Origin of the sequence: Methylobacterium guangdongense (assembly GCF_038442355.1) — a bacterium.
In the GTDB taxonomy this organism is placed as follows: domain Bacteria; phylum Pseudomonadota; class Alphaproteobacteria; order Rhizobiales; family Beijerinckiaceae; genus Methylobacterium; species Methylobacterium guangdongense.
In genome coordinates, this window is sequence record NZ_JBBXMX010000005.1 from 78,908 (window position 1) to 97,283 (window position 18,376).

General features: G+C 71.6%; 15 protein-coding genes. 4 read left to right on the forward strand and 11 right to left on the reverse strand.

All coding sequences use genetic code 11. From position 1 onward, the window contains the following. Window positions 1-61: 61 nt before the first annotated feature. The 3 genes from AAHG09_RS12265 to gmk all read left to right on the forward strand — a co-directional run bounded on the left by AAHG09_RS12265 (window position 62) and on the right by gmk (window position 2,180). Entirely contained in the window at window positions 62-502 is a 441-nt protein-coding gene (locus tag AAHG09_RS12265) for a type II toxin-antitoxin system VapC family toxin (RefSeq protein WP_342107505.1), read from the forward strand. A 100-nt stretch (window positions 503-602) separates the two neighbouring features. Continuing rightward, window positions 603-1,478 carry a YicC/YloC family endoribonuclease gene (locus AAHG09_RS12270; protein ID WP_342107506.1) on the forward strand — a complete coding sequence of 292 codons (876 nt, stop codon included), beginning with the start codon at window positions 603-605 and terminating at the stop codon, window positions 1,476-1,478. Window positions 1,479-1,517: 39 nt separating this feature from the next. Continuing rightward, window positions 1,518-2,180, forward strand: a complete 663-nt coding sequence (gmk, locus tag AAHG09_RS12275; RefSeq protein WP_342107508.1) for a guanylate kinase — start codon at window positions 1,518-1,520, stop codon at window positions 2,178-2,180. A gap of 204 nt (window positions 2,181-2,384) precedes the next feature. Here the strand turns inward: gmk and AAHG09_RS12280 are convergent, their stop codons facing one another. After that, window positions 2,385-2,831 (reverse strand): DMT family transporter, encoded by a 447-nt coding sequence (locus tag AAHG09_RS12280; RefSeq protein WP_342107510.1) that lies wholly within the window; start codon window positions 2,829-2,831, stop codon window positions 2,385-2,387. Between the two features lie 98 nt (window positions 2,832-2,929). Between AAHG09_RS12280 and AAHG09_RS12285 the strand changes: the two genes are divergently transcribed. Then, window positions 2,930-3,823 (forward strand): LysR family transcriptional regulator, encoded by an 894-nt coding sequence (locus AAHG09_RS12285; protein WP_342107512.1) that lies wholly within the window; start codon window positions 2,930-2,932, stop codon window positions 3,821-3,823. Window positions 3,824-3,846: 23 nt separating this feature from the next. On the opposite strand, the gene AAHG09_RS12290 is transcribed toward AAHG09_RS12285, so the two are convergent. The 10 genes from AAHG09_RS12290 to AAHG09_RS12335 all read right to left on the reverse strand — a co-directional run bounded on the left by AAHG09_RS12290 (window position 3,847) and on the right by AAHG09_RS12335 (window position 18,236). After that, window positions 3,847-4,455 carry a biliverdin-producing heme oxygenase gene (locus AAHG09_RS12290; RefSeq protein WP_412760031.1) on the reverse strand — a complete coding sequence of 203 codons (609 nt, stop codon included), beginning with the start codon at window positions 4,453-4,455 and terminating at the stop codon, window positions 3,847-3,849. Beyond that, window positions 4,452-7,067 carry a histidine kinase dimerization/phosphoacceptor domain -containing protein gene (locus AAHG09_RS12295; protein ID WP_342107514.1) on the reverse strand — a complete coding sequence of 872 codons (2,616 nt, stop codon included), beginning with the start codon at window positions 7,065-7,067 and terminating at the stop codon, window positions 4,452-4,454. The genes AAHG09_RS12290 and AAHG09_RS12295 overlap by 4 nt, the downstream gene beginning before the upstream one ends. 75 nt (window positions 7,068-7,142) lie before the next feature. Beyond that, window positions 7,143-8,537: a dihydrolipoyl dehydrogenase gene (locus AAHG09_RS12300; RefSeq protein WP_342107515.1), complete on the reverse strand. Its 1,395-nt coding sequence runs from the start codon at window positions 8,535-8,537 to the stop codon at window positions 7,143-7,145. 450 nt (window positions 8,538-8,987) lie between these two features. Further along, window positions 8,988-10,016 (reverse strand): tRNA pseudouridine(55) synthase TruB, encoded by a 1,029-nt coding sequence (gene truB, locus AAHG09_RS12305; protein ID WP_342107518.1) that lies wholly within the window; start codon window positions 10,014-10,016, stop codon window positions 8,988-8,990. A gap of 54 nt (window positions 10,017-10,070) precedes the next feature. After that, window positions 10,071-10,499 carry a 30S ribosome-binding factor RbfA gene (gene rbfA, locus AAHG09_RS12310; RefSeq protein WP_342107519.1) on the reverse strand — a complete coding sequence of 143 codons (429 nt, stop codon included), beginning with the start codon at window positions 10,497-10,499 and terminating at the stop codon, window positions 10,071-10,073. Between the two features lie 105 nt (window positions 10,500-10,604). Then, window positions 10,605-13,577 (reverse strand): translation initiation factor IF-2, encoded by a 2,973-nt coding sequence (gene infB / locus AAHG09_RS12315; protein ID WP_342107520.1) that lies wholly within the window; start codon window positions 13,575-13,577, stop codon window positions 10,605-10,607. Between the two features lie 76 nt (window positions 13,578-13,653). Continuing rightward, the gene (locus tag AAHG09_RS12320) at window positions 13,654-14,376 is read right to left on the reverse strand and encodes an RNA-binding protein (protein WP_342107522.1); all 723 of its coding nucleotides are present in this window, start codon (window positions 14,374-14,376) and stop codon (window positions 13,654-13,656) included. Between the two features lie 25 nt (window positions 14,377-14,401). Beyond that, complete coding sequence (gene nusA, locus AAHG09_RS12325) at window positions 14,402-16,030, reverse strand: transcription termination factor NusA (RefSeq protein WP_342107524.1); 1,629 nt, start codon at window positions 16,028-16,030, stop codon at window positions 14,402-14,404. 65 nt (window positions 16,031-16,095) lie between these two features. Further along, window positions 16,096-16,857 carry a ribosome maturation factor RimP gene (gene rimP / locus AAHG09_RS12330; protein WP_342107525.1) on the reverse strand — a complete coding sequence of 254 codons (762 nt, stop codon included), beginning with the start codon at window positions 16,855-16,857 and terminating at the stop codon, window positions 16,096-16,098. 368 nt (window positions 16,858-17,225) lie between these two features. Then, a complete protein-coding gene (locus AAHG09_RS12335) occupies window positions 17,226-18,236 on the reverse strand; it encodes an aldo/keto reductase (protein ID WP_342107527.1) in 1,011 nt (336 codons plus the stop codon). Between the last annotated feature and the right edge of the window lie 140 nt (window positions 18,237-18,376).

Sequence of the window (18,376 nt, forward strand, 5' to 3'; positions counted from 1 at the left end):
ACCGCGACCGCGCGACAGCTTGCCCTTCCTCGCCGCGGCCCCGACGGCAGGCGGCCCGCTGATGCTCGACACCAGCGTCTACATCCACGGCCTCATGGGACGCACGCCGCCCGCACTGGGAAGCCTCCTGCGCGTCCGCACCGTCCATCACAGCGTCGTCGCCACACAGGAAGTGCTGCATACGATCGGCGTCCTGGACCCGGCGCATCCCAACACGGCGCGACATGTCGGGGTGATCCGCACCCTGCTCGACGGCATTCCGCTTCACCGCCTCTATGTGCCCGATCAGGAAGTCCTGACCGACGCGGCGGTCGTGGCCGGGATCCTGTGCCGTCTGCGCGGCTATGCCCGGGACCATCGGATGAAGGCCCTGCATGATGGCACGCTGTACCTGCAGGCCCTGAAAACCGGATGCACGCTGCTGACGGCCAACGTGGCGGATTTCGACCTGCTCCAGCAGTTGCAACCGGCGGGTCGCATCCTGTTCTACGAGGTCGTCTGACGGTCCTGCCCGCGAATGCCGGCCCGGATCAGCACACTGCCTCTTCCCGGCGGGACGATCCGTGCTACAGGCGCCGATCTTCTCCGCAACGGGGTTCGCCATGGCCCAGATCGCGAGCATGACCGGCTTTGCCCGGATTGCGGGCGCGACCGGAACGGTCAACTGGACCTGGGAGGTCCGCAGCGTCAACGGGCGCGGGCTCGAGGTGCGCGTCCGGACGCCGGCCGGCCAGGACGCGTCCGGCGAGGCGGCCCGCGCCGCCCTCCAGAAGGCCCTCACCCGCGGCCAGTGCCAGCTGACCCTCACCCTGACCAAGCCGGAGGCCACCGCGCGGGTGCGGATCAACGAGGCCCTGCTGGCGAGCCTCGCCCAGGCCGTGGCCCGGGTTCCGGTCCCCGAGGGCGTGGCGCCGGCCACGATGGACGGGCTGCTCGGCCTGCGCGGCGTCGTCGAGGTCGAGGACGAGGCCGCCGACCCCGAGGCCCTCACCCGCGACCTGACCGAGGCCGCGGCCCGGCTCGTGGCGGACCTCGTCGAGGCCCGCCGGGCCGAGGGGCGGCAGCTGGAACAGGTCGTCACCGCCCAGATCGACCGCATCGCGGCGCTGACCCAGGCCGCGGAGGACAATCCGGCCCGGCAGCCCGAGGCGGTGCGCGCGCGACTGGAGGCAGCCATCGCGGCGCTCGGCGGCAGCGGCCTCGACCCGGACCGGCTCCATCAGGAGGCGATGCTGCTCGCCGGCAAGGCGGACGTGCGCGAGGAACTCGACCGGCTCCGGGCGCACGTCGCCAGCGCGCGCGAGCTCCTGGCGGCGGGCGGCGCGATCGGCCGGCGCCTCGACTTCCTGGCTCAGGAATTCGGCCGGGAGGCCAACACCCTGGGCGCCAAGGCCAACGACATCAGCCTGTCGCGGATCGGGCTCGACCTGAAGGCCGTGGTCGAGCAGTTCCGCGAGCAGGTCCAGAACATCGAGTGACGTGAGGATACGGATGCGCAACACCGCGGAGCCACGCCGATGACCGAACCGGCCGGCAACGTCTCGGATACGATCGCCCGGCGCGGCTTGATCCTGATCCTGTCGTCGCCCTCGGGGGCGGGCAAGACCACGCTCACGCGGGCGGTGGCGCAGGACCCCGCCTGGGCGCTCGACCTGTCGATCTCGGTGACCACCCGGTCCCGGCGCCCCTCCGAGATCGACGGGCGGCACTACCATTTCATCGACCGCGAGGCGTTCGAGGACCTGCGCGCCCGGGACGATCTGCTCGAATGGGCCGAGGTTCACGGCAACTACTACGGGACGCCGCGCCGCCCGGTGGAGAAGGTGCTGGGCGCCGGCCGGGACATGATCTTCGACATCGACTACCAGGGCACGCGGCAGGTGCGCTCCAAGCTCGCCCAGGATGTGGTGACGGTCTTCATCCTGCCGCCCAGCATGGCGGAGCTGCGCCAGCGCCTGGAGCGCCGGGCCGAGGATTCGGCCGAGACGATCGAGAAGCGCCTCGCCAACGCCCGGACCGAGATCCAGCGCTGGGTCGAGTACGACTACGTCATCGTCAACGAGGACCTGCAGAACGCCTTCCAGGCGCTCCAGGGGATTTTGGCCGCCGAGCGGCTGAAGCGCGCCCGCCGCACGGGGCTCGCGGCCTTCGTGGACGGGCTGCTGGCCGAGACGCCATAGGGGCTGCTGGCGCAGGAGCGGGCGCTCCCTTTCCCGGGCGCATGGAGCGGAAGCGGAAGGCGACCCGGGATCCAGCGCGCGAAGCCGCGCAAAGTCCCTGTTCGGTGCCGCTTTCGCGGCACTTCCTGTGCTGGTTCCCGGATCACCTTCCACTGCGTTCCAGGCGTCCGGGAAAGGGGGGCCCGATAGCGTCGCCCCCCTCCCCTACCGCCGGATCAGCACGACACCACCGATCAGCAGCCCCACCCCGATGAGGCGCGGCAGATCGATGGGCCGCTGCACGAGGCCGAGCAGGCCGATCTGGTCGAACACCACCGAGGCGAGCATCTGGCCCGTCACCAGCAGCGCGAAGAAGGTCGCGGCGCCGAGTTTCGGGACGAGCAGGATGGCGAGCCCGATGAAGACCGCGCCGAACAGCCCGCCACTCCAGGTCCACCACGGGATGCGGCCGGCCACGCTCGCGGCGGGCACGGGATCGCGCAGGGCGATGGCCAGGGCTGTCATGCAGGCCAAGCCCACGAAGTAGCTGGAAAATCCCGCCCAGGCCGCGGAGGCGAGCCCCCCGCGCAGGTTCGCGTTCAGGATCTGCTGCACGACGAGGCCGACACCCGCCAGGATGGCGAGCAGGGCAGACAGCGCGAGGGCGAGCATCGACGGACCTTTCCGGAGGCGGAATCAGACACGCATTGACAGCCGCCCGCACCCATGCCGTCAAATGCCCGAACGCTGCGCGTCGATGCAGGATCGGCATGATCAATCCGGCCCATCTCGACCTGTTTCGCGCCGTGATCCGCCACGGCGGCATGACGCGGGCCGCGCAGACCCTCGGCGTCGGCCAACCCCATGTCAGCCGCGCCATCGCGCAGTTGGAGGCGGATCTCGGCTTTCCGCTCTTCGTCCGCGGTCACGGCAGCGCGGTCCCGACGCAGGAGGGCGAGGCCTTCGCGCATGAGGTCGCGCAGACCTTCGCGGGCCTCGACCACCTGCACCACGCCGCCCGGCGGATCCGGGAGCGCGGCACCGGTTCCCTGCGGATCGCCTGCCAGCCCTCCCTCGCCTCCCGGTTGCTACCCCGGGCGCTCCGGCGCCTCGATGCGGAATGCCCGGGCCTGCGGGTCTCGGTCCATGTGCCGAGCCCCGACACGATCTGGTCCTGGGCGGCGTCGGCCCAGTGCGATCTCGGCCTCGCCCGGCCGCGGTCGGGCTACGCGGCGGTGGCGGCCGAACCGTTCCTCACCCTGGCGGCGGTCTGCGCGCTGCCGCGGCGACACGCCCTCGCGCGCAAGCGGGTCGTCACCGCCCAGGACCTGGCCGGGCTGCCGCTGATCTCGGCCGGAGCCGGATCCGTGCAACCCAGCGTGGAGGCTGCCTTCGCGAAAGCCGGCGTGACGCCGCGCTTCGGCATGATGGCGGAATACACCGCCGCACGCTGCGGGCTCGTCGCACAGGGCCTCGGCATCGCGATCGTCGATCCGGTGCCGGCCCGGGAGCTGACCGGCCTGCCGATCACGCTGCGGCCGTTCCGACCCGAGGCGCCGATCGAGACGGTCCTGCTGCGCCCGGCCGGTCGGCCGACGAGCCGCCTCGCCGAGCGGCTGATCGTCCACCTGAAGGCCGAGCGGGATGCGCTGGTGCGGGCATGAGCCCGCGGGATCAGCCCGCGGGATCAGCCGGCCCCCGGCACGCCGTGCGGCGCGCAGAGCCAAGCCCGCATCGCCGCGAAGGTCGCCACCGCGGCATGGGTCAGGGTGGCCTCCGCATCCGGATCGTCGCCGAAGGCCTCCAGGCGCGTGCGGAATGCGGACCACATCGCCCCGGTCCGGGGCCCGTGGGCGCGGTAATAGGCGAGCCCCGTCTCGCTGAAGCCATGCAGGCCCGCGATGTGCCGGCCGATCAGCTGGCCGCCGAGGGTCGAGCCCTCCAGCACGTAGAGCGCCCCCATCGCCGCGGCGGGACCGTCGAGCCGAACCGCTCCGGGCTGGGGCAGCGCCGCGATCGCCGCCGGGGCGAGGCCGAGATGGTCGAGGTCGGCGGCCAGAAGCGCGAGGCGCCGTCTGGGCGCCAGGAACGTCTCATCCGAGAGCTGCGCGCCGATCGCGTGCTCCCAGGTGGCGTGGAAGCCGTGGAGCCGGGCCAGCAGATCGCGATAGCCCGCGCGCGTCGCCACCCGCGCCTGCCAGTCGAGGCCGGCCTCCAGCGCCCGATGCGCCGGGTCGGTGGCCGCGCGCAGGCGGGCGTGCAGGCCGTCGCGCCGGATCGGGTTGGCGGGGCTCACGCGGTGATCGTGAAGCAGGCGCCGGGGTTGTTGGCGACGTCGAGCCGGGCGTTGATCTGATCGAGCATCGCCCGGATCAGCTTCATGCCGAGCCCCGAGCCCTTGCCGCGGGCCTTGGCGTCGGCCCAGTCGGCGGGCAGGCCGGCGCCGTCGTCGCAGACCCGGAGCTGCACCTCGCCGGGGCCGGAAGCCGAGACGCTGACCTCGACGCGGCCGCCGCCGGCCGGCTTGGCGGCGTACTTGAACGCGTTGGTCACGAGTTCCGTGGCGATGAGCGAGAGCGCCACCGCCTTGCGGTAGGGCACCATCAGGCCGGGCTCGGCGGTGAGATCGACCGCATGCCCCTCGCCGGCGAGTTCCGCGAGGTCGTTGCACAGGCTTTCGAGCGTCTGGCCGAGATCGACCTCGTCCACCCGCTCGGCCTGGTACAGGCTGTCATGCACCCGCGCGACGCTCATCACCCGAGCCGAGGTGTCGGCGAAGGCCTGCCGCGCCTCGCCGTCGGCGATCTGACGGCGCTGCATCTGCAGGAAGGCCGAGACGATCTGCAGGGAGTTCTTGACCCGGTGGTCGATCTCCCGGGTGAGCAGGTCCTTCTGCTCCAGCAGCCGCTCCTTCTCGGCGAGCAGGCTGGTCAGTTCGTCGATCTTGCGCCGCTGGCGCAGGACCACGCCCTCCACCGCCTCCGCGAGGGAACCGGCGAGCTGGACCTGCCACTCGGCCCAGGGCGCGGCGAAGCCCGTCCGCTCCTCGACCCAGCGCTCGAACGAGCGCCGCGGCAGCACCGCCACCGGGCCGCTGCCGGCGAGCACGGGCTTGCGCGGATCGCCCCCCCACGTCACCGTGCTGGGCACTTCGGGGCGGAACCAGAGGAGCAGGTTCTCGCGCGACTGGTCCACGAAGGTCGCGAGCAGCCCGCTGGCGAACTCGCGGTACGGCGCCGCGTCCGGATACGCGGTGGTGAAGCTGCTGCTGCTGTAGCTGTACTCGCCCGTCGGTATCTGCCCCCGCAGCCAGCCCGCGATCGCCGTCACGAGGTCTGCCGGGGGCGTGCGGCCGATCAGCGTGATCCGCTCGCCCGAGACGATCCCGGCACCTGTGGCGCTGAACAGGTCCAGCAGCGTGGTCCCGCCCTCGGTCAGGGCGGTCACGAAATCGTCGGAGCGGGTCAAGCGCCGCACGAGGAGAATCTCGACGTCGAGATGCGCCTGCCGCTCGGCCCAGAGCCGGCGGGACTCGATCTCCTGCACCCGCATGGCGAAGGCGTCGGTCAGCACGGTGGCGGCCGAGCGCGTTTCGGGCGTGACGTAATGCGGGCGGCGGTGATGCCCGATCATCAGGCCCCAGAGCCGACCCTCCACCATGATGGAGATCGACATGGAGCCGTTCACGCCGAGGTTGCGCTGATACTCCAAGTGGATCGGCGACAGCGTCCGGTGCTGCGCGAAGGTCAGGTCGATCGGGCCATTGCCGGCGCCCGCGGCCGAAACGAGGCCCACCGGCACGCTGTCGCGGTCGATCACGAAGCGGCTCTTGGCCTTGGTGTAAAGCGCGCGCGCCTGGGCGGGGATGTCGGAAGCGGGGAAGCGCAGGCCGAGCAGGCTGCGCGACCAGTCGCGCGTCTTGTCCTCGGCGACCGCCTCGCCGTTCCAGTCCACGTCGAACCGGTAGACCAGCACGGCCTCGAAGCCGGTGAACGCCCGGATCTCCAGGGCCGCGATCCGGGCGGCATCCGCCAGGGTCTCGGCCTCGCGCAGGCGCCCGACGGCGAGTTCCGTGTCGACCTGGCTGGCGGTGGCGAAATCCGCCTCCGCGTCGGGCTCCAGCTCCAGTTCGACGATCAGCCGCCCGGCATGGGCGTGGGCGACGGCGTAGTAGGTCGCGTCGCGGCCCGGGAGGGTGAGCCGGGCGCGGACCGAGCGGCCGTCATCCAGCGTCCCGTTTGCGAGCCGGCTACGGACGGTCTCGACGAAACCCGCGGGCAGGATCTCGGCCAGCGGCCGCCCCGCGAGCGGCGGCTCGGTCGGGTCGACGAGCTCGTCGACATTGGCGGAGTAGGCGAGGATCGTCAGCGTGCCGGCATCGGCGGCCAACATCACGGCGTTGGGCTGGATCGAGCCCGGGATATGGATCGGCTCGCGCTCGCACAGGCTGGCATCCACCGGCTCGGCCCGGACCCGGCTTCCGATCGCCGCCAGGACAGCCTCCCGGGACAGGCCGGCGCTCAGGCTCTCGAGGGGGTCGATCGTCAGCCACGTCACCGGCGGGCCGCCCGCCATCGTCCCGTGGCGCATATGGATCCGGGCGCGCAGCGGCTGCGGCACCCGGCCGAACACGTAATCGAACCGCTCGTCCAGGGCGCCGCGGCGCGCGCCGGCAAGGAAGCGACCACGGAAATTCGGGACGTTGGCACCAGGCATCACATCGCGAAAATAGTCTCGGCCCAGCACGGCCTCGCGCGCGAAGCCCGAGAGCACGCTTGCGCCCTCGCTGAAGGCCACGACCGCGCCCGCCGCGTCCAGGCCGATCACCCCCTGATCCAGGCGGTCGATCGCATCGGGCGCGAGTGCATCGAGGTCTATAATGCTATCGTCGGCCGGACTCGGCGGCATCAGGAACCCAACCAGCTCATTGGACGGGTATGGCGGTGCAAGGGGTCGAGCGCAATGCTCGCGATCGCGACAAGATCAGCACCCAGTTCTTATCCGGGATATGTCCGCCAGCGCGGTCGTCAGCGCCTCTTCCACCGTGGGATGGTAGATCGGCCGATCCATCATGTCTTGCGCCGTCAGCCCCTCCGCGACCGCATAGGTGAGGAGATGGGCGAGGTGCTCCACGGCGGGGCCGAGCATCTCGCCGCCCAGGAGTCGTCCGTCCCGATCGGCCCAGATCCGGATACCGCCGTGGTTGTGGCCTTCGACGCGGGCACGGCCCTGATCCGAGAAATCCATCGCGCCGATCACACGATCGTCACTGTCCGGCGCGGAGGGGGCGCCGATCGCGGCGGACTGCGGATGGGTGAACACCATGGCCAGCCGCGTCCAGGGCGCCACGGCCTGGACCGGACGCCCGGCCGCGAGGGCGGCGGCGTTGGCGCCCGCGATACGGCCCTGGCGGCTCGCCTCATGGAGCACCGGCCGCCACGCATCGGCATCGCCCGCGATCAGGATCGGCGCCCCCGCGCAGACCAGGGTATTATGGTCGAAATCCGGGACGCCATCCTCACCGAGGCGCAAGCCCGCGGCGGCGAGATCGAGATCCCCGAGGTTCGGCGCCCGGCCGGCGGCCGCCAGCACCCGCGCGGCCCGCGTCACCTGCCCGCGTCCGTGCCGATCGGTCCAGTCGAGGCGGACCCGATCGCCCTCCGGCTCGCTGCCCTCCAGGGTGGCGCCGAGATGCAGATCCAGTTCGGCCCCGAAGATCTCCGCCGCCTGTCGGGTCAGGTTCGGGTCGCTCAGACCCGCGATGGTGTCGCCGGCGTCGAGCACCGTCACGGCGACGCCGAGCCGGGCCATGGCCTGGGCGATCTCGATCCCGACCGCGCCCGCGCCGAGGATGGCCAGCGAGTCCGGCAGGTCGGGGATCTCGAACAAGGTGTCGGTGGTGAGGAGGCGATCGCCGAGGCCGCGCAGGGGTTTCGGCACCGTCGGGCTCGACCCCGTGGCGATGACGGCGGCCTTGAACCGGATCCACACGTCCGGGCCGACCGCGACGGTCTGGTCGTCGATGAACCGGGCGCTGCCGTGGATCCGGTCCGCGGCGGGCAGATCGTCCAGCCCCTCCAAGACGCTATCGACGAAGCGGTCGCGCTCGGCCCTGAGACGCGCCATCACGGCGGGTCCGTCCACGGTGACGCCCGACACGCGCACCCCGAACAGATCTGTGGTGCGCGCCGCATGGGCGGCGGTGGCGGCGGCGATCAGCAGCTTGGAGGGCATGCAGCCGACGCGGGCACAGGTGGTGCCGCCCGGGCCGCGCTCAATCAGGACGGCGCGGGCGCCGGCTCCGGTGGCGGCGCGATAGGCGGCGATGCCCGCCGTCCCGGCGCCGATCACCGCCACGTCGCACGCCAGCTCACGCATCCTGCCCCCGCTCATCCGCCGAGGCCAAAGTTTCATGGCTGAGGTTCGTTCCGCCTGCGCGCACGCGCCTCAGGTGGGTGGGAGGTGGCCTGTGAACGGTGCGTGACGGAGAAGACGTGGGTCTGCGGGCTTCAGACGACACTTGCTTGAGGTTTCGGCAGGATGGACCGCGGGACCCCCTCTCCCCGCGCGCGGGGAGAGGCCCGCACGGACCTCGTCGTCCGTGCGGGAAGCGGTGGCGAAGCCGGAGCGGCGGTGAGGGGGCGCGTCCGGAGGAGTCTCGTCCTGAATCGCCCCCTCACCTTCGGCTGCAGCCTCGCCGCGCTCCCCGACAAGGGGGAGACGCGGCCCTCTCCCCGCAGGCGGGGTGAGGGGATTCCAGTCCTACCCCGCCGTTCAAGCTGCAAAGCGTTGTGGGAATCCGCAGGCCTGCACGGGAGCGGGGACGCCTTACGCCCCGCGGCCCGGCGCCGTGCCGCCGAGGTGGAACACCCGGTGCGGCACCAGTTCGCCGCGCTCCACGTCGCCCACGGCGACCAGGACGCCGGCACAGGTGGCGAAGGCCTTGCCGGCGACGGGGGCATCCCGGCCCCGCAGGATCACCGGCTGGCCGCGCATCAGGCGCAGGCCGAGATCCCGCGACACCGCGACCTCCGGGATCGCGTCGAGGGCCGTCTCCACCGGACGCAGATGGGCGAGCGCCGCCTCGGGCGTACCCTCCGACAGGACCGAGACAGGGCAGGACTCGGCCTCCGAGAACGGCCCGACGCGGGTCCGGCGCAGGGCCGCCACGTGGCCGTAGCAGCCGAGCATCCGGCCGAGATCGCGGGCGAGCGCCCGCACATAGGTGCCCTTGCCGCACTCCGCCTCGATGACGGTGCGATCGCCATCGTGCTCCACCACGGCGAGCCGGTCGATCTGCACCGGCCGGGCGACCAGCTCCACGGTCTCCCCTTCACGGGCGAGGTCGTAGGCGCGCTCGCCCTGGATCTTGATCGCCGAATAGCGCGGCGGCACCTGCTCGATCGCCCCCACGAAGGCCGGCAGCGCGGCCTCCACGGCCGCCCGGTCCGGCCGGGCCTCGCTGGTGGCCACCGCGCGGCCCTCGGCATCGTCGGTATCGGTCTCGACGCCCCATTGGACCGTGAACCGGTAGGCCTTGCGGCCATCCATCACGAAGGGGACGGTCTTGGTCGCCTCGCCCAGCGCGATCGGCAGGATGCCCGACGCCAGCGGGTCGAGGGTGCCGGCATGGCCGGCCTTCTTGGCGTTGAAGGCGCGCTTCACCACCGCGACCGCGTGGGTCGAGGTCATGCCGACATGCTTGTCGAGGATCACCCAGCCGGACACGTCCCGGCGCTTCGGGCGGTCGGGGCGCGGGCCGCGCTGCGGGCGGCGGCCCTCCGGGCCCCGGCGCTCACCGGCCGGGTTGATGGCCGGGCGCTCGCCCTGCGGCTGGTCTTCGATGGAAACCGTCATGTCGTCGCGTCCCCCGGGGGTCGAGCCCCGTCCCTTTCTCGTTCGTGTCCGGGATCAATGCCCCGGCCCGGTCTCCGGTTCGTCGTCCTGCTCGCCGGGATCGAGGTCGCGCTGCACGCGCTCGTCGCGCAGCAGGCGGTCGATCCGCGCAGCCTCGTCGAAGGTCTCGTCGCGGCGGAAGCGCAGCTCAGGCGCGAATTTCAGGTTCACCCGCCGCGCCACCTCCTGGCGCAGCACCTTCCGGTGACGCTCCAGGGCGGCGATCACCGGTGCCTCGTCGAGGCCGCCGAGCGGCATCACATAGGCGGTGGCGAGCTTCAGGTCCGGTGACATCCGCACCTCAGGCACGGTCACGACATGCGTGCCGAGCACCGGGTCCTGGATGTCGCCGCGCTGGAGCACCTCGGCGAGGGCATGACGGATGAGTTCGGCCACGCGCTGCTGACGCTGCGAGGGGCCGGTGGTGGTGGGTTTCTGGGCCATTCTGTCTCGGGCCGGCACCCAGGGGCGGCCGGCTCACGTCCTGGAAAAAAGAAAAGACGGCCGCGGCAGGTGCCGCGACCGCCCTGTCCGGACGGGTCCGGAGCGTCAGAGGGTGCGGCGGATCTCCTCGACCCGGTAGCACTCGATCGTATCGCCGGCGCGCATGTTCTCGAAGTTCTCGAAGGCCATGCCGCACTCCTGACCGGAGGTGACTTCCTTCGCGTCGTCCTTGAAGCGCTTGAGCGTCTTCAGCTTGCCCTCGTGGATCACCACGCTGTCGCGGATGAGGCGGACATGGGCGCCGCGCTCCACGATGCCGTCCTGGACGCGGCAACCCGCGACCTTGCCGACCTTCGAGACCTCGAAGACCTCCTGGATCGTAGCCTCGCCCAGGCGCTCCTCGCGCAGGGTCGGCGGCAGCATCCCGGACAGCGTGGCTTTGATGTCGTCCACGAGGTCGTAGATGATGTTGTAGTACCGGATCTCGATGCCGGCCCGCTCGGCGGCCTCACGGGCCTCCTTGAGGGCGCGCACGTTGAAGCCGATGACGACCGCCTTCGAGGCCTGCGCCAGGGTGATGTCCGACTCGGTGATGCCGCCGACACCCGCCAGGAGGATGCGGGCCGCGACCTCGTCGTTGCCGAGCTTTTCCAGCGCGCCGGAGATCGCCTCGACCGAGCCCTGCACGTCGCCCTTTATGACGACCGGCAGCTCCTTGCGGCCGGCGCCTTCCTTGAGGTCGCGCATCATGTCGACGAGCGACCGGTTGGCACCGCCGGTCCGGGCGTTCTGGCGCTCGCGCTTCTGGCGGGCGCGGTACTCGGTGACCTCGCGGGCACGGGCCTCGCTCGGCACCACGGTCACGCGGTCGCCGGCATCGGGCGTGCCGTTGAAGCCCAGCACCTCCACCGGGACCGAAGGTCCGGCGTACTGCACGTTCTCGCCGAGGTCGTCGATCAGGGCGCGCACGCGACCCCACTCGGCGCCCGCCACGACGATGTCGCCGGTGAACAGGGTGCCGCGCTGGACCAGGACCGTGGCCACGGGGCCGCGACCGCGGTCGAGCTGAGCCTCGATCACCGTACCCTCGCCGTCGCGCTTCTCGTTGGCGCGCAGGTTCATGATCTCGGCCTGGATCTGGATACCCTCCAGAAGCTCCGGCAGGCCGTCGCCGGTCTTGGCCGAGACCTCGAATTCCAGGGTCTCACCGCCCATCGACTCGACCTGGATGTCGTGCTGCAGCAGCTCCGTGCGGACCCGCTCCGGCTTGGCATCCGGCTTGTCGATCTTGTTGACCGCGATGATCATCGGGACGCCCGCCGCCTTGGCGTGCTGGATGGCCTCGATGGTCTGGGGCATGACGCCGTCATCGGCCGCCACCACGATCACCACGATGTCGGTGACCTTGGCGCCGCGGGCGCGCATCGACGTGAACGCCGCGTGGCCCGGGGTGTCGATGAAGGTGATCATGTCGCCGGACGGCGAGGCGACCTGGTAGGCGCCGATATGCTGGGTGATGCCGCCGGCCTCGCCCTCGACCACGTTCGCCTTGCGGATCGCATCGAGCAGCGAGGTCTTGCCGTGATCGACGTGGCCCATGATGGTGACCACCGGCGGACGGGGATCGAGATCCTCCTCCAGATCCGGCTCGTCGGACGACAGGCCCTCCTCGACGTCGGACTCGGCGACGCGGCGGACGGTGTGGCCCAGTTCCTCGGCGATGAGCTGGGCGGTGTCCGAATCGATCACGTCGGTGATCTTGTGGATCTGGCCCTGCTTCATCAGCATCCGGATCACGTCCACGGCCCGCTCCGACATGCGGTTGGCGAGTTCCTGGATGGTGATCGTCTCGGGGATCGTCACCTCGCGGGACAGCTTTTCCTTCTGCTCGACATGACCGCGACCACTCATCCGCTGCTGGCGGCGGCGGAACGACGCCACCGAGCGGGTGCGCTCCTCCTCACCCGACGTGGCCGTCGCGATGGTCAGACGGCCGCGGTTGCGGTCGCCACCCGGCGACTTCGGGGTCTTGGGCGGCGCGATGATCTTGAGCGGCATGCCGGGACGGCGGATCACCCGCTTGGTCTCGGACTCGTCCTCGTTGGTCTGGGTCGCGCGGCCGGCGGGGCGCGCAGCCGCACCGGCACCGGCCGGACGCGCGGCGGTCGTCGGCGTCGCGCTCTTCTCCGGCTCGGGGGCCGGGGCGGGGCGCGCCATGAAGTTGAGATCGCGGGGCTTGCGCGAATCGGCCGTGATGGTCTTGCGCGGCTCGCCCGTGGAGGGGCGCGGCGTCAGCGGCGGACGCGGGGCAGCGGTCGGTGCCGCGGCCGGGCGGGCCGCAGCGGGACGGGTCGCCTCCGCCTGGCGTGCCGGCGCGGCGGCCGGCCGGGCCGGAGTCGCAGCCGGACGAGCCGGCGTCGCAGCAGCGGCCGGGCGGGCTGCGGCTGCCGCGGGCTGAGCCGGAGCGGGGGTCGGACGGGCAGCGGGCGCAGACGGCGCGGGCTGGGCAGCGACTGGAGCCTCGGCGGCGGGGGCAGCCGCGGCCTTCGCGGCTTCCGCCGCCGCCTGCTTGGCGGCTTCCTCGGCGGCACGCGCGGCTTCCGCGGCGGCAGCCTTGCGCTCCTCCTCCTCGCGGCGGCGGGCCTCGGCGGCCTCGCGCTCGCGGCGGGCCTGCTCCTCGGCCTCCTTGCGGCGCGCCTCGACTTCGGCCTCGGCCTTGCGGCGGGCCTCGGCCTCGCGGCGCTGCGCGTCGGCGAGCGCCGCGGCGCGGGCCGCGCTCTCCTGCTCGCTCAGGGTCCGCAGCACGACGCCCGAAGCGGCACGCTGGGCCGGGCGGGGAGCCGGCGCCGTCGGCGCAGGGGGCGCCGGGCGGGTGGTTGCGGGGGCGGGTTCACGGGCGGGTGCGGCCGGCGCCGCACCGATGACACGGCGCTTCACCGTCTCGACCACGACCTGCTTGGAGCGGCCATGGGAGAAGCTCTGACGCACGGTGCCCGCCTCGATCGGCCGCTTGAGGCCGAGCGGCTTCGGGGAAGTCCGATTCAGAGTCTTGTCGCCCGGGTTGTTCGTATCGCTCATTCAGCCTGAACCCTGAGGGTTTCCATCGTCCCGTGAACCGACGCCCGGTGGCGCCGGTCAAAATAGTCCTGCGTCGTCAACGTGAGGCTTCGTCGACCCCGCCGATTCGGGCTGGATCGGGCTCCCCGGTCGCCGCGGCGGCGCCCTCGAAGGAGCGTAGCCGACGCCAACGCGACAGGCAGCCGGCGGCTCCGGCTCCTGCGACGAGCGCAGCGTGTATCACATGATCCCGACCTAAGGCCATGTCCAATTCATCTTCGGACAGGTCGTCGATGATCGGTATCCTTGACATGGCCTCGCCGTGACGCCGGTACAAGGCCGAAGCGATCTTGCGCCGGCCGTCCGCGCTGCCCTCGGCGGCGTGGATCACCGCCACCGCGCCGGGCTGGCCGCCGATCGCTGCCTCGACCTTCGAGAAGCCGGCCACGATGCAGCCCGCCTTGTTGGCGAGGGCGATCGCCTGCCGCAGATCCTCGCGCAGCCCCGTGGCGATCCGGTCCGGCAGATCGGGAGCGACCGGCGTCGGCCCCTTGAAGGCCCGGGAGAACAGGTTCTTGCGCACCGCCGTGGCGACCGCGTCCCGCCGGGCGCTGACCCAGGCGCCGCGGCCCGGCAGCCGGGCGCGGAGGTCCGGCACGACATGCCCGTCCGGCCCGCGCACGAACCGGATCATCGCCTCCGGCGCCTGGGCGACGCGCGTGACGATGCAGGTCCGTTCGGGCGCGCGGCGGCCGGGGCCGGCATCGAGCCCCCCGGCGTCCGGTCCGCCCTCGGGCGGGATCGTCTCGACCTCGCTCACTGCGCCTCCGCCGCCGCCCGTCCGCTCAGGCCTCGGCCTGGGCGGGGGTGGCTTCCTCGCCCTCGCCGACCTGCTCGGCGTCGTCCTCGGCCTCCGGCTCCGGCAGGGCCTCGATCCAGCCGGCCTTGAGGCGGGCCGCCATGATCAGGCCCTCGGCCTCGGCGCGGGACAGGTCGAACCCGTCGAGATAACCGGCGTGGCGGACGGCCTCGGGGCCGCGGCCTTCGGTGTAGCCCACGAGGTCGTCGGTGGCGCAGCCCGCCAGATCCTCGACGCTCTTCACGTCGTTCTCGCCGAGCGCCACCATCATCGGCGTGGTGATGCCCTCGATCTCGCGCAGATCGTCGGAGACGCCGAGCTCGGTGCGGCGGGCGTCGTGCGCCTGCTCGATCCGGGCGAGGTGATCCTGGGCGCGGGCCTGGATCTCGGCGCCGGTCTCCTCGTCGAGCCCCTGAATGCCGGACAGCTCGTTGAGGTCGACGTAGGCGATCTCCTCGACGTTGCGGAAGCCCTCGGCCGCCAGCAGCTGACCGACGGTCTCGTCGACGTCGAGCGCCTCCATGAACACCTGGGTCCGCTCGGCGAACTCCTTCTGGCGGCGCTCCGATTCCTCGGCCTCGGTCAGGATGTCGATGTCCCAGCCGGTCAGCTGGGAAGCCAGCCGCACGTTCTGGCCGCGGCGGCCGATCGCCAGCGACAGCTGGTCGTCCGGCACCACCACCTCGATGCGGTCGGCCTCCTCGTCGAGCACCACCTTCACCACCTCGGCGGGCTGGAGGGCGTTGACGATGAAGGTCGCCTCGTCCTCGGACCACGGGATGATGTCGATTTTTTCACCTTGTAGTTCACCCACGACCGCCTGCACGCGGGATCCCCGCATGCCGACGCAGGCACCCACCGGATCGATGCTGCCGTCGCGGGAGATCACCGCGATCTTGGCGCGGGAGCCCGGATCGCGGGCCACCGCCTTCACCTCGACGATGCCGTCGTAGATCTCGGGCACTTCCTGGCCGAACAGCTTGGCCATGAACTGGGGATGCGAGCGCGACAGGAAGATCTGCGGGCCGCGGACCTCCGAGCGCACGTCGAACAGATAGGAGCGGATGCGGTCGCCGGGGCGGAAGGTCTCGCGCGGGATCATCTCGTCCCGGCGCACGATGCCCTCGCCGCGGCCGAGATCGACGATCACGTTGCCGTACTCGACGCGCTTCACGATGCCGTTGAGGATCTCGCCGATCCGGTCCTTGTACTCGTCGAACTGGCGGGCACGCTCGGCGTCGCGCACCTTCTGGACGATGACCTGCTTGGCCGACTGGGCCGCGACGCGCCCGAAATCGAAGGGCGGCAGGGTGTCGGAGATCACGTCGCCGACCAGCGCGCCGGGGTTGTAGCGGCGGGCCTGATCCAGGGTAATCTCGCGGGCGTCGTTCTCCACCTCGTCGACCACCAGGAGGTGGCGCGAGAGGCGGAGCGCCCCGGTCTTCGGGTCGATCTCGGCGTGAACGTCCGTCTCGGCGCCGTACCGCGAGCGGGCGGCCTTGGCGATCGCCTCCTCCATCGCGTCGATCACGATGGAGCGGTCGATCACCTTCTCGCGGGCGACCGCGTCGGCGATCTGGAGGAGTTCGAGCCTGTTGGCGCTGACGACGGCCATCGGTGTCGGTCCTTCTCTTCCGTCAAACGTTTTCAGGCCGGCCGCGTGGGCCGGCGCTGGCGTGTTCAGTGCAGCGAGTCGCGGTCCTTGAGCCGGGACGCCTTGGTCACCATCGGCTTCCGGGGACCGGTCCGCGCCGGTTTCTGGGGCTTGGCCGCGGGGCTGGCCTTCTTCGGCCCCTGCGGGCGGAACGCGCTGCGCGCGGGCGCCGCCGGCTCCTCGGTGGGCTCGTCGTCCTCGACCTCATCGGCCGCATCTTCGGCGGGCGGGCCGCCGCGGCGGAGCGACTCGCGGATCAGCTCGTCGGTCAGGACGAGATGGGCCTCGGCGAGAGTCTTGAGCGGCAGGTCGATGCGGCTCGGCAGCCCTTCCTTCACGTCGGGCAGGTCGATCGGCACTGTCTGTTTGTCGAGATCCGGCGCACCGAGGATGCCGCGGAAGCGCTTGCGCCCGTCCAGCGGCGGGCTCAGCTCGACCTTGGCCTCGTAGCCGACCCAGCGGGCGAAGTCCGAGACCCGCACCAGCGGCCGGTCGATCCCCGGCGAGGACACTTCGAGGTTGTAGGCGCCGCCGACCGGATCGTCGACGTCGAGGAGCGGCGAGATCGTGCGGCTCACCGTCTCGCAATCCGCGATGGTGAAAGTCCCGTCCGGCCGCTCGACCATGATCTGGACGGTGCAGCCGTTGATGTTGGACATCTTCACCCGGACCAACCGGAAGCCGAGGCCCTGGAGCGGCCCCTCGATCACCTGCGCGACGCGCGCAGCGACCCCGCCCTCGCGGACGAGGCGCTTCTCGGACAGATCCGCTTCGATCTCGGACGACATGTGTGGTGGTGAACACCCTTTGCGGCGTTCTGCGTGGCCCGCCCGCGGGCGTTCGACGAAAGAGACGTGCGGCGAAAAAAAAGAGCGGACCCGGTGGGGCCCACTCCCGAACCGCAGCCTCTCGACTGCCATCAGAACTGTTAGGGGCTAAATAGCGAGCCACGGTCCGGAGCGCAAGACGGATCCGGCGCACCACGCAGCCTGGTTCTTCCAAATCTCGCCCTCATCCTGAGGTGTCGGAGCGAAAGCGGAGGCCTCGAAGGAGCCCTCCAGGGATCGCGCGGCCGGCAGGAACCCTCCTTCGAGGCTCGCTGCGCTCGCACCTCAGGATGAGGGGGTGGATTGGAAATCGACTGCTTTTGAGCGCCTCACCCGCTCCGCGGCACCCGCCCCTCCAGCGGATAGGCCGGATCGTTGTAGCCCGGCGTCGTCGGGTGCCCCGCCGCGACGAAGCCGTCGACCAGCGCCTCGTCCTCCGGGGTGAAGGCGTAGTCGAGGGCGCCGAGGTACTCCTGCCACTGCGCCTCGGTCCGCGGACCGGCGATGACGCCGGTGACGAGGCGGTTGTTCAGCACCCAGGCGGTGGCGAACTGGCCGGCCGTGATGCCGCGGGCCTCGGCGTGCTCCTTGAGCGTGCGGGCAATGCGGAGCGATTCCGGCCGCCATTCGGTCTGCATCATCCGCGTGTCCTGCCGCCCGGCACGGGATTCGGCCGGGGGCGGGGCGTCGGGATCGTACTTGCCGGTGAGCACGCCGCGGGCCAGCGGCGAGTACGGCACGACGCCGAGCCCGAAATGCGCGCAGGCCGGCAGGTGCTCGGTCTCGGGCATGCGGTTGAAGGCGTTGTAGTAGGGCTGGCTCACCACCGGCCGGTCGATCCCGAGCTCGTCGCAGAGCCGGCAGATCTCGGCGACCCGCCAGGAGCGGTGGTTCGAGACGCCGAAATGCCGGATCTTGCCGGACCGCACGAGGTCGGCCATGGCGCGCACGGTCTCGGCCAGCGGGGTGTCGTGGTCCTCCTTGTGGAGGTAGTAGATGTCGATGAACTCCGTGCCGAGGCGGCGCAGGCTGTCCTCGGCGGCCTTCATCACGTGGACGCGCGACAGGCCGCGGTCGTTGATGCCTTGCCCCGTCGCGTTGGCGACCTTGGTGGCCAGGATCCAGGCGTTGCGCTCCGCCTTGATGGCCCGGCCGGTGATCTCCTCCGAGCGTCCGTCCGTGTAGACGTTGGCCGTGTCGATGAAGTTGACCCCCGCCTCCCGGGCGCTGGCGACGATCCGGCCCGCGGTCGGCTCGTCGGTGGGGCCGCCGAACATCATCGTGCCGAGGCAGATCGGCGAGACCTTGAGGCCGGAGCGGCCGAGCGTGCGATACTGCATGGGATCCATCCGGTGTCCGTCGCCCCGCTATCTTGCCGCAGGGCGCCCGAGGTCAACCACACAGGTCAACCCGCCCTGTAACCGGGGCGGTCCCGCGGCGAACCGACCCGTGACGGCACCGACGCCGCAAGACAGCCGTT

Bases quoted from the DNA above. Each gene is read 5' to 3' on its own strand.
- AAHG09_RS12265 (WP_342107505.1), top strand. From the start codon at position 62: ATGCTCGACACCAGCGTCTACATCCACGGCCTCATGGGACGCACGCCG.
- AAHG09_RS12270 (WP_342107506.1), top strand. From the start codon at position 603: ATGGCCCAGATCGCGAGCATGACCGGCTTTGCCCGGATTGCGGGCGCG.
- gmk (WP_342107508.1), top strand. From the start codon at position 1,518: ATGACCGAACCGGCCGGCAACGTCTCGGATACGATCGCCCGGCGCGGC.
- AAHG09_RS12280 (WP_342107510.1), bottom strand. From the start codon at position 2,831: ATGCTCGCCCTCGCGCTGTCTGCCCTGCTCGCCATCCTGGCGGGTGTC.
- AAHG09_RS12285 (WP_342107512.1), top strand. From the start codon at position 2,930: ATGATCAATCCGGCCCATCTCGACCTGTTTCGCGCCGTGATCCGCCAC.
- AAHG09_RS12295 (WP_342107514.1), bottom strand. From the start codon at position 7,067: ATGCCGCCGAGTCCGGCCGACGATAGCATTATAGACCTCGATGCACTC.
- AAHG09_RS12300 (WP_342107515.1), bottom strand. From the start codon at position 8,537: ATGCGTGAGCTGGCGTGCGACGTGGCGGTGATCGGCGCCGGGACGGCG.
- truB (WP_342107518.1), bottom strand. From the start codon at position 10,016: ATGACGGTTTCCATCGAAGACCAGCCGCAGGGCGAGCGCCCGGCCATC.
- rbfA (WP_342107519.1), bottom strand. From the start codon at position 10,499: ATGGCCCAGAAACCCACCACCACCGGCCCCTCGCAGCGTCAGCAGCGC.
- infB (WP_342107520.1), bottom strand. From the start codon at position 13,577: ATGAGCGATACGAACAACCCGGGCGACAAGACTCTGAATCGGACTTCC.
- nusA (WP_342107524.1), bottom strand. From the start codon at position 16,030: ATGGCCGTCGTCAGCGCCAACAGGCTCGAACTCCTCCAGATCGCCGAC.
- rimP (WP_342107525.1), bottom strand. From the start codon at position 16,857: ATGTCGTCCGAGATCGAAGCGGATCTGTCCGAGAAGCGCCTCGTCCGC.
- AAHG09_RS12335 (WP_342107527.1), bottom strand. From the start codon at position 18,236: ATGCAGTATCGCACGCTCGGCCGCTCCGGCCTCAAGGTCTCGCCGATC.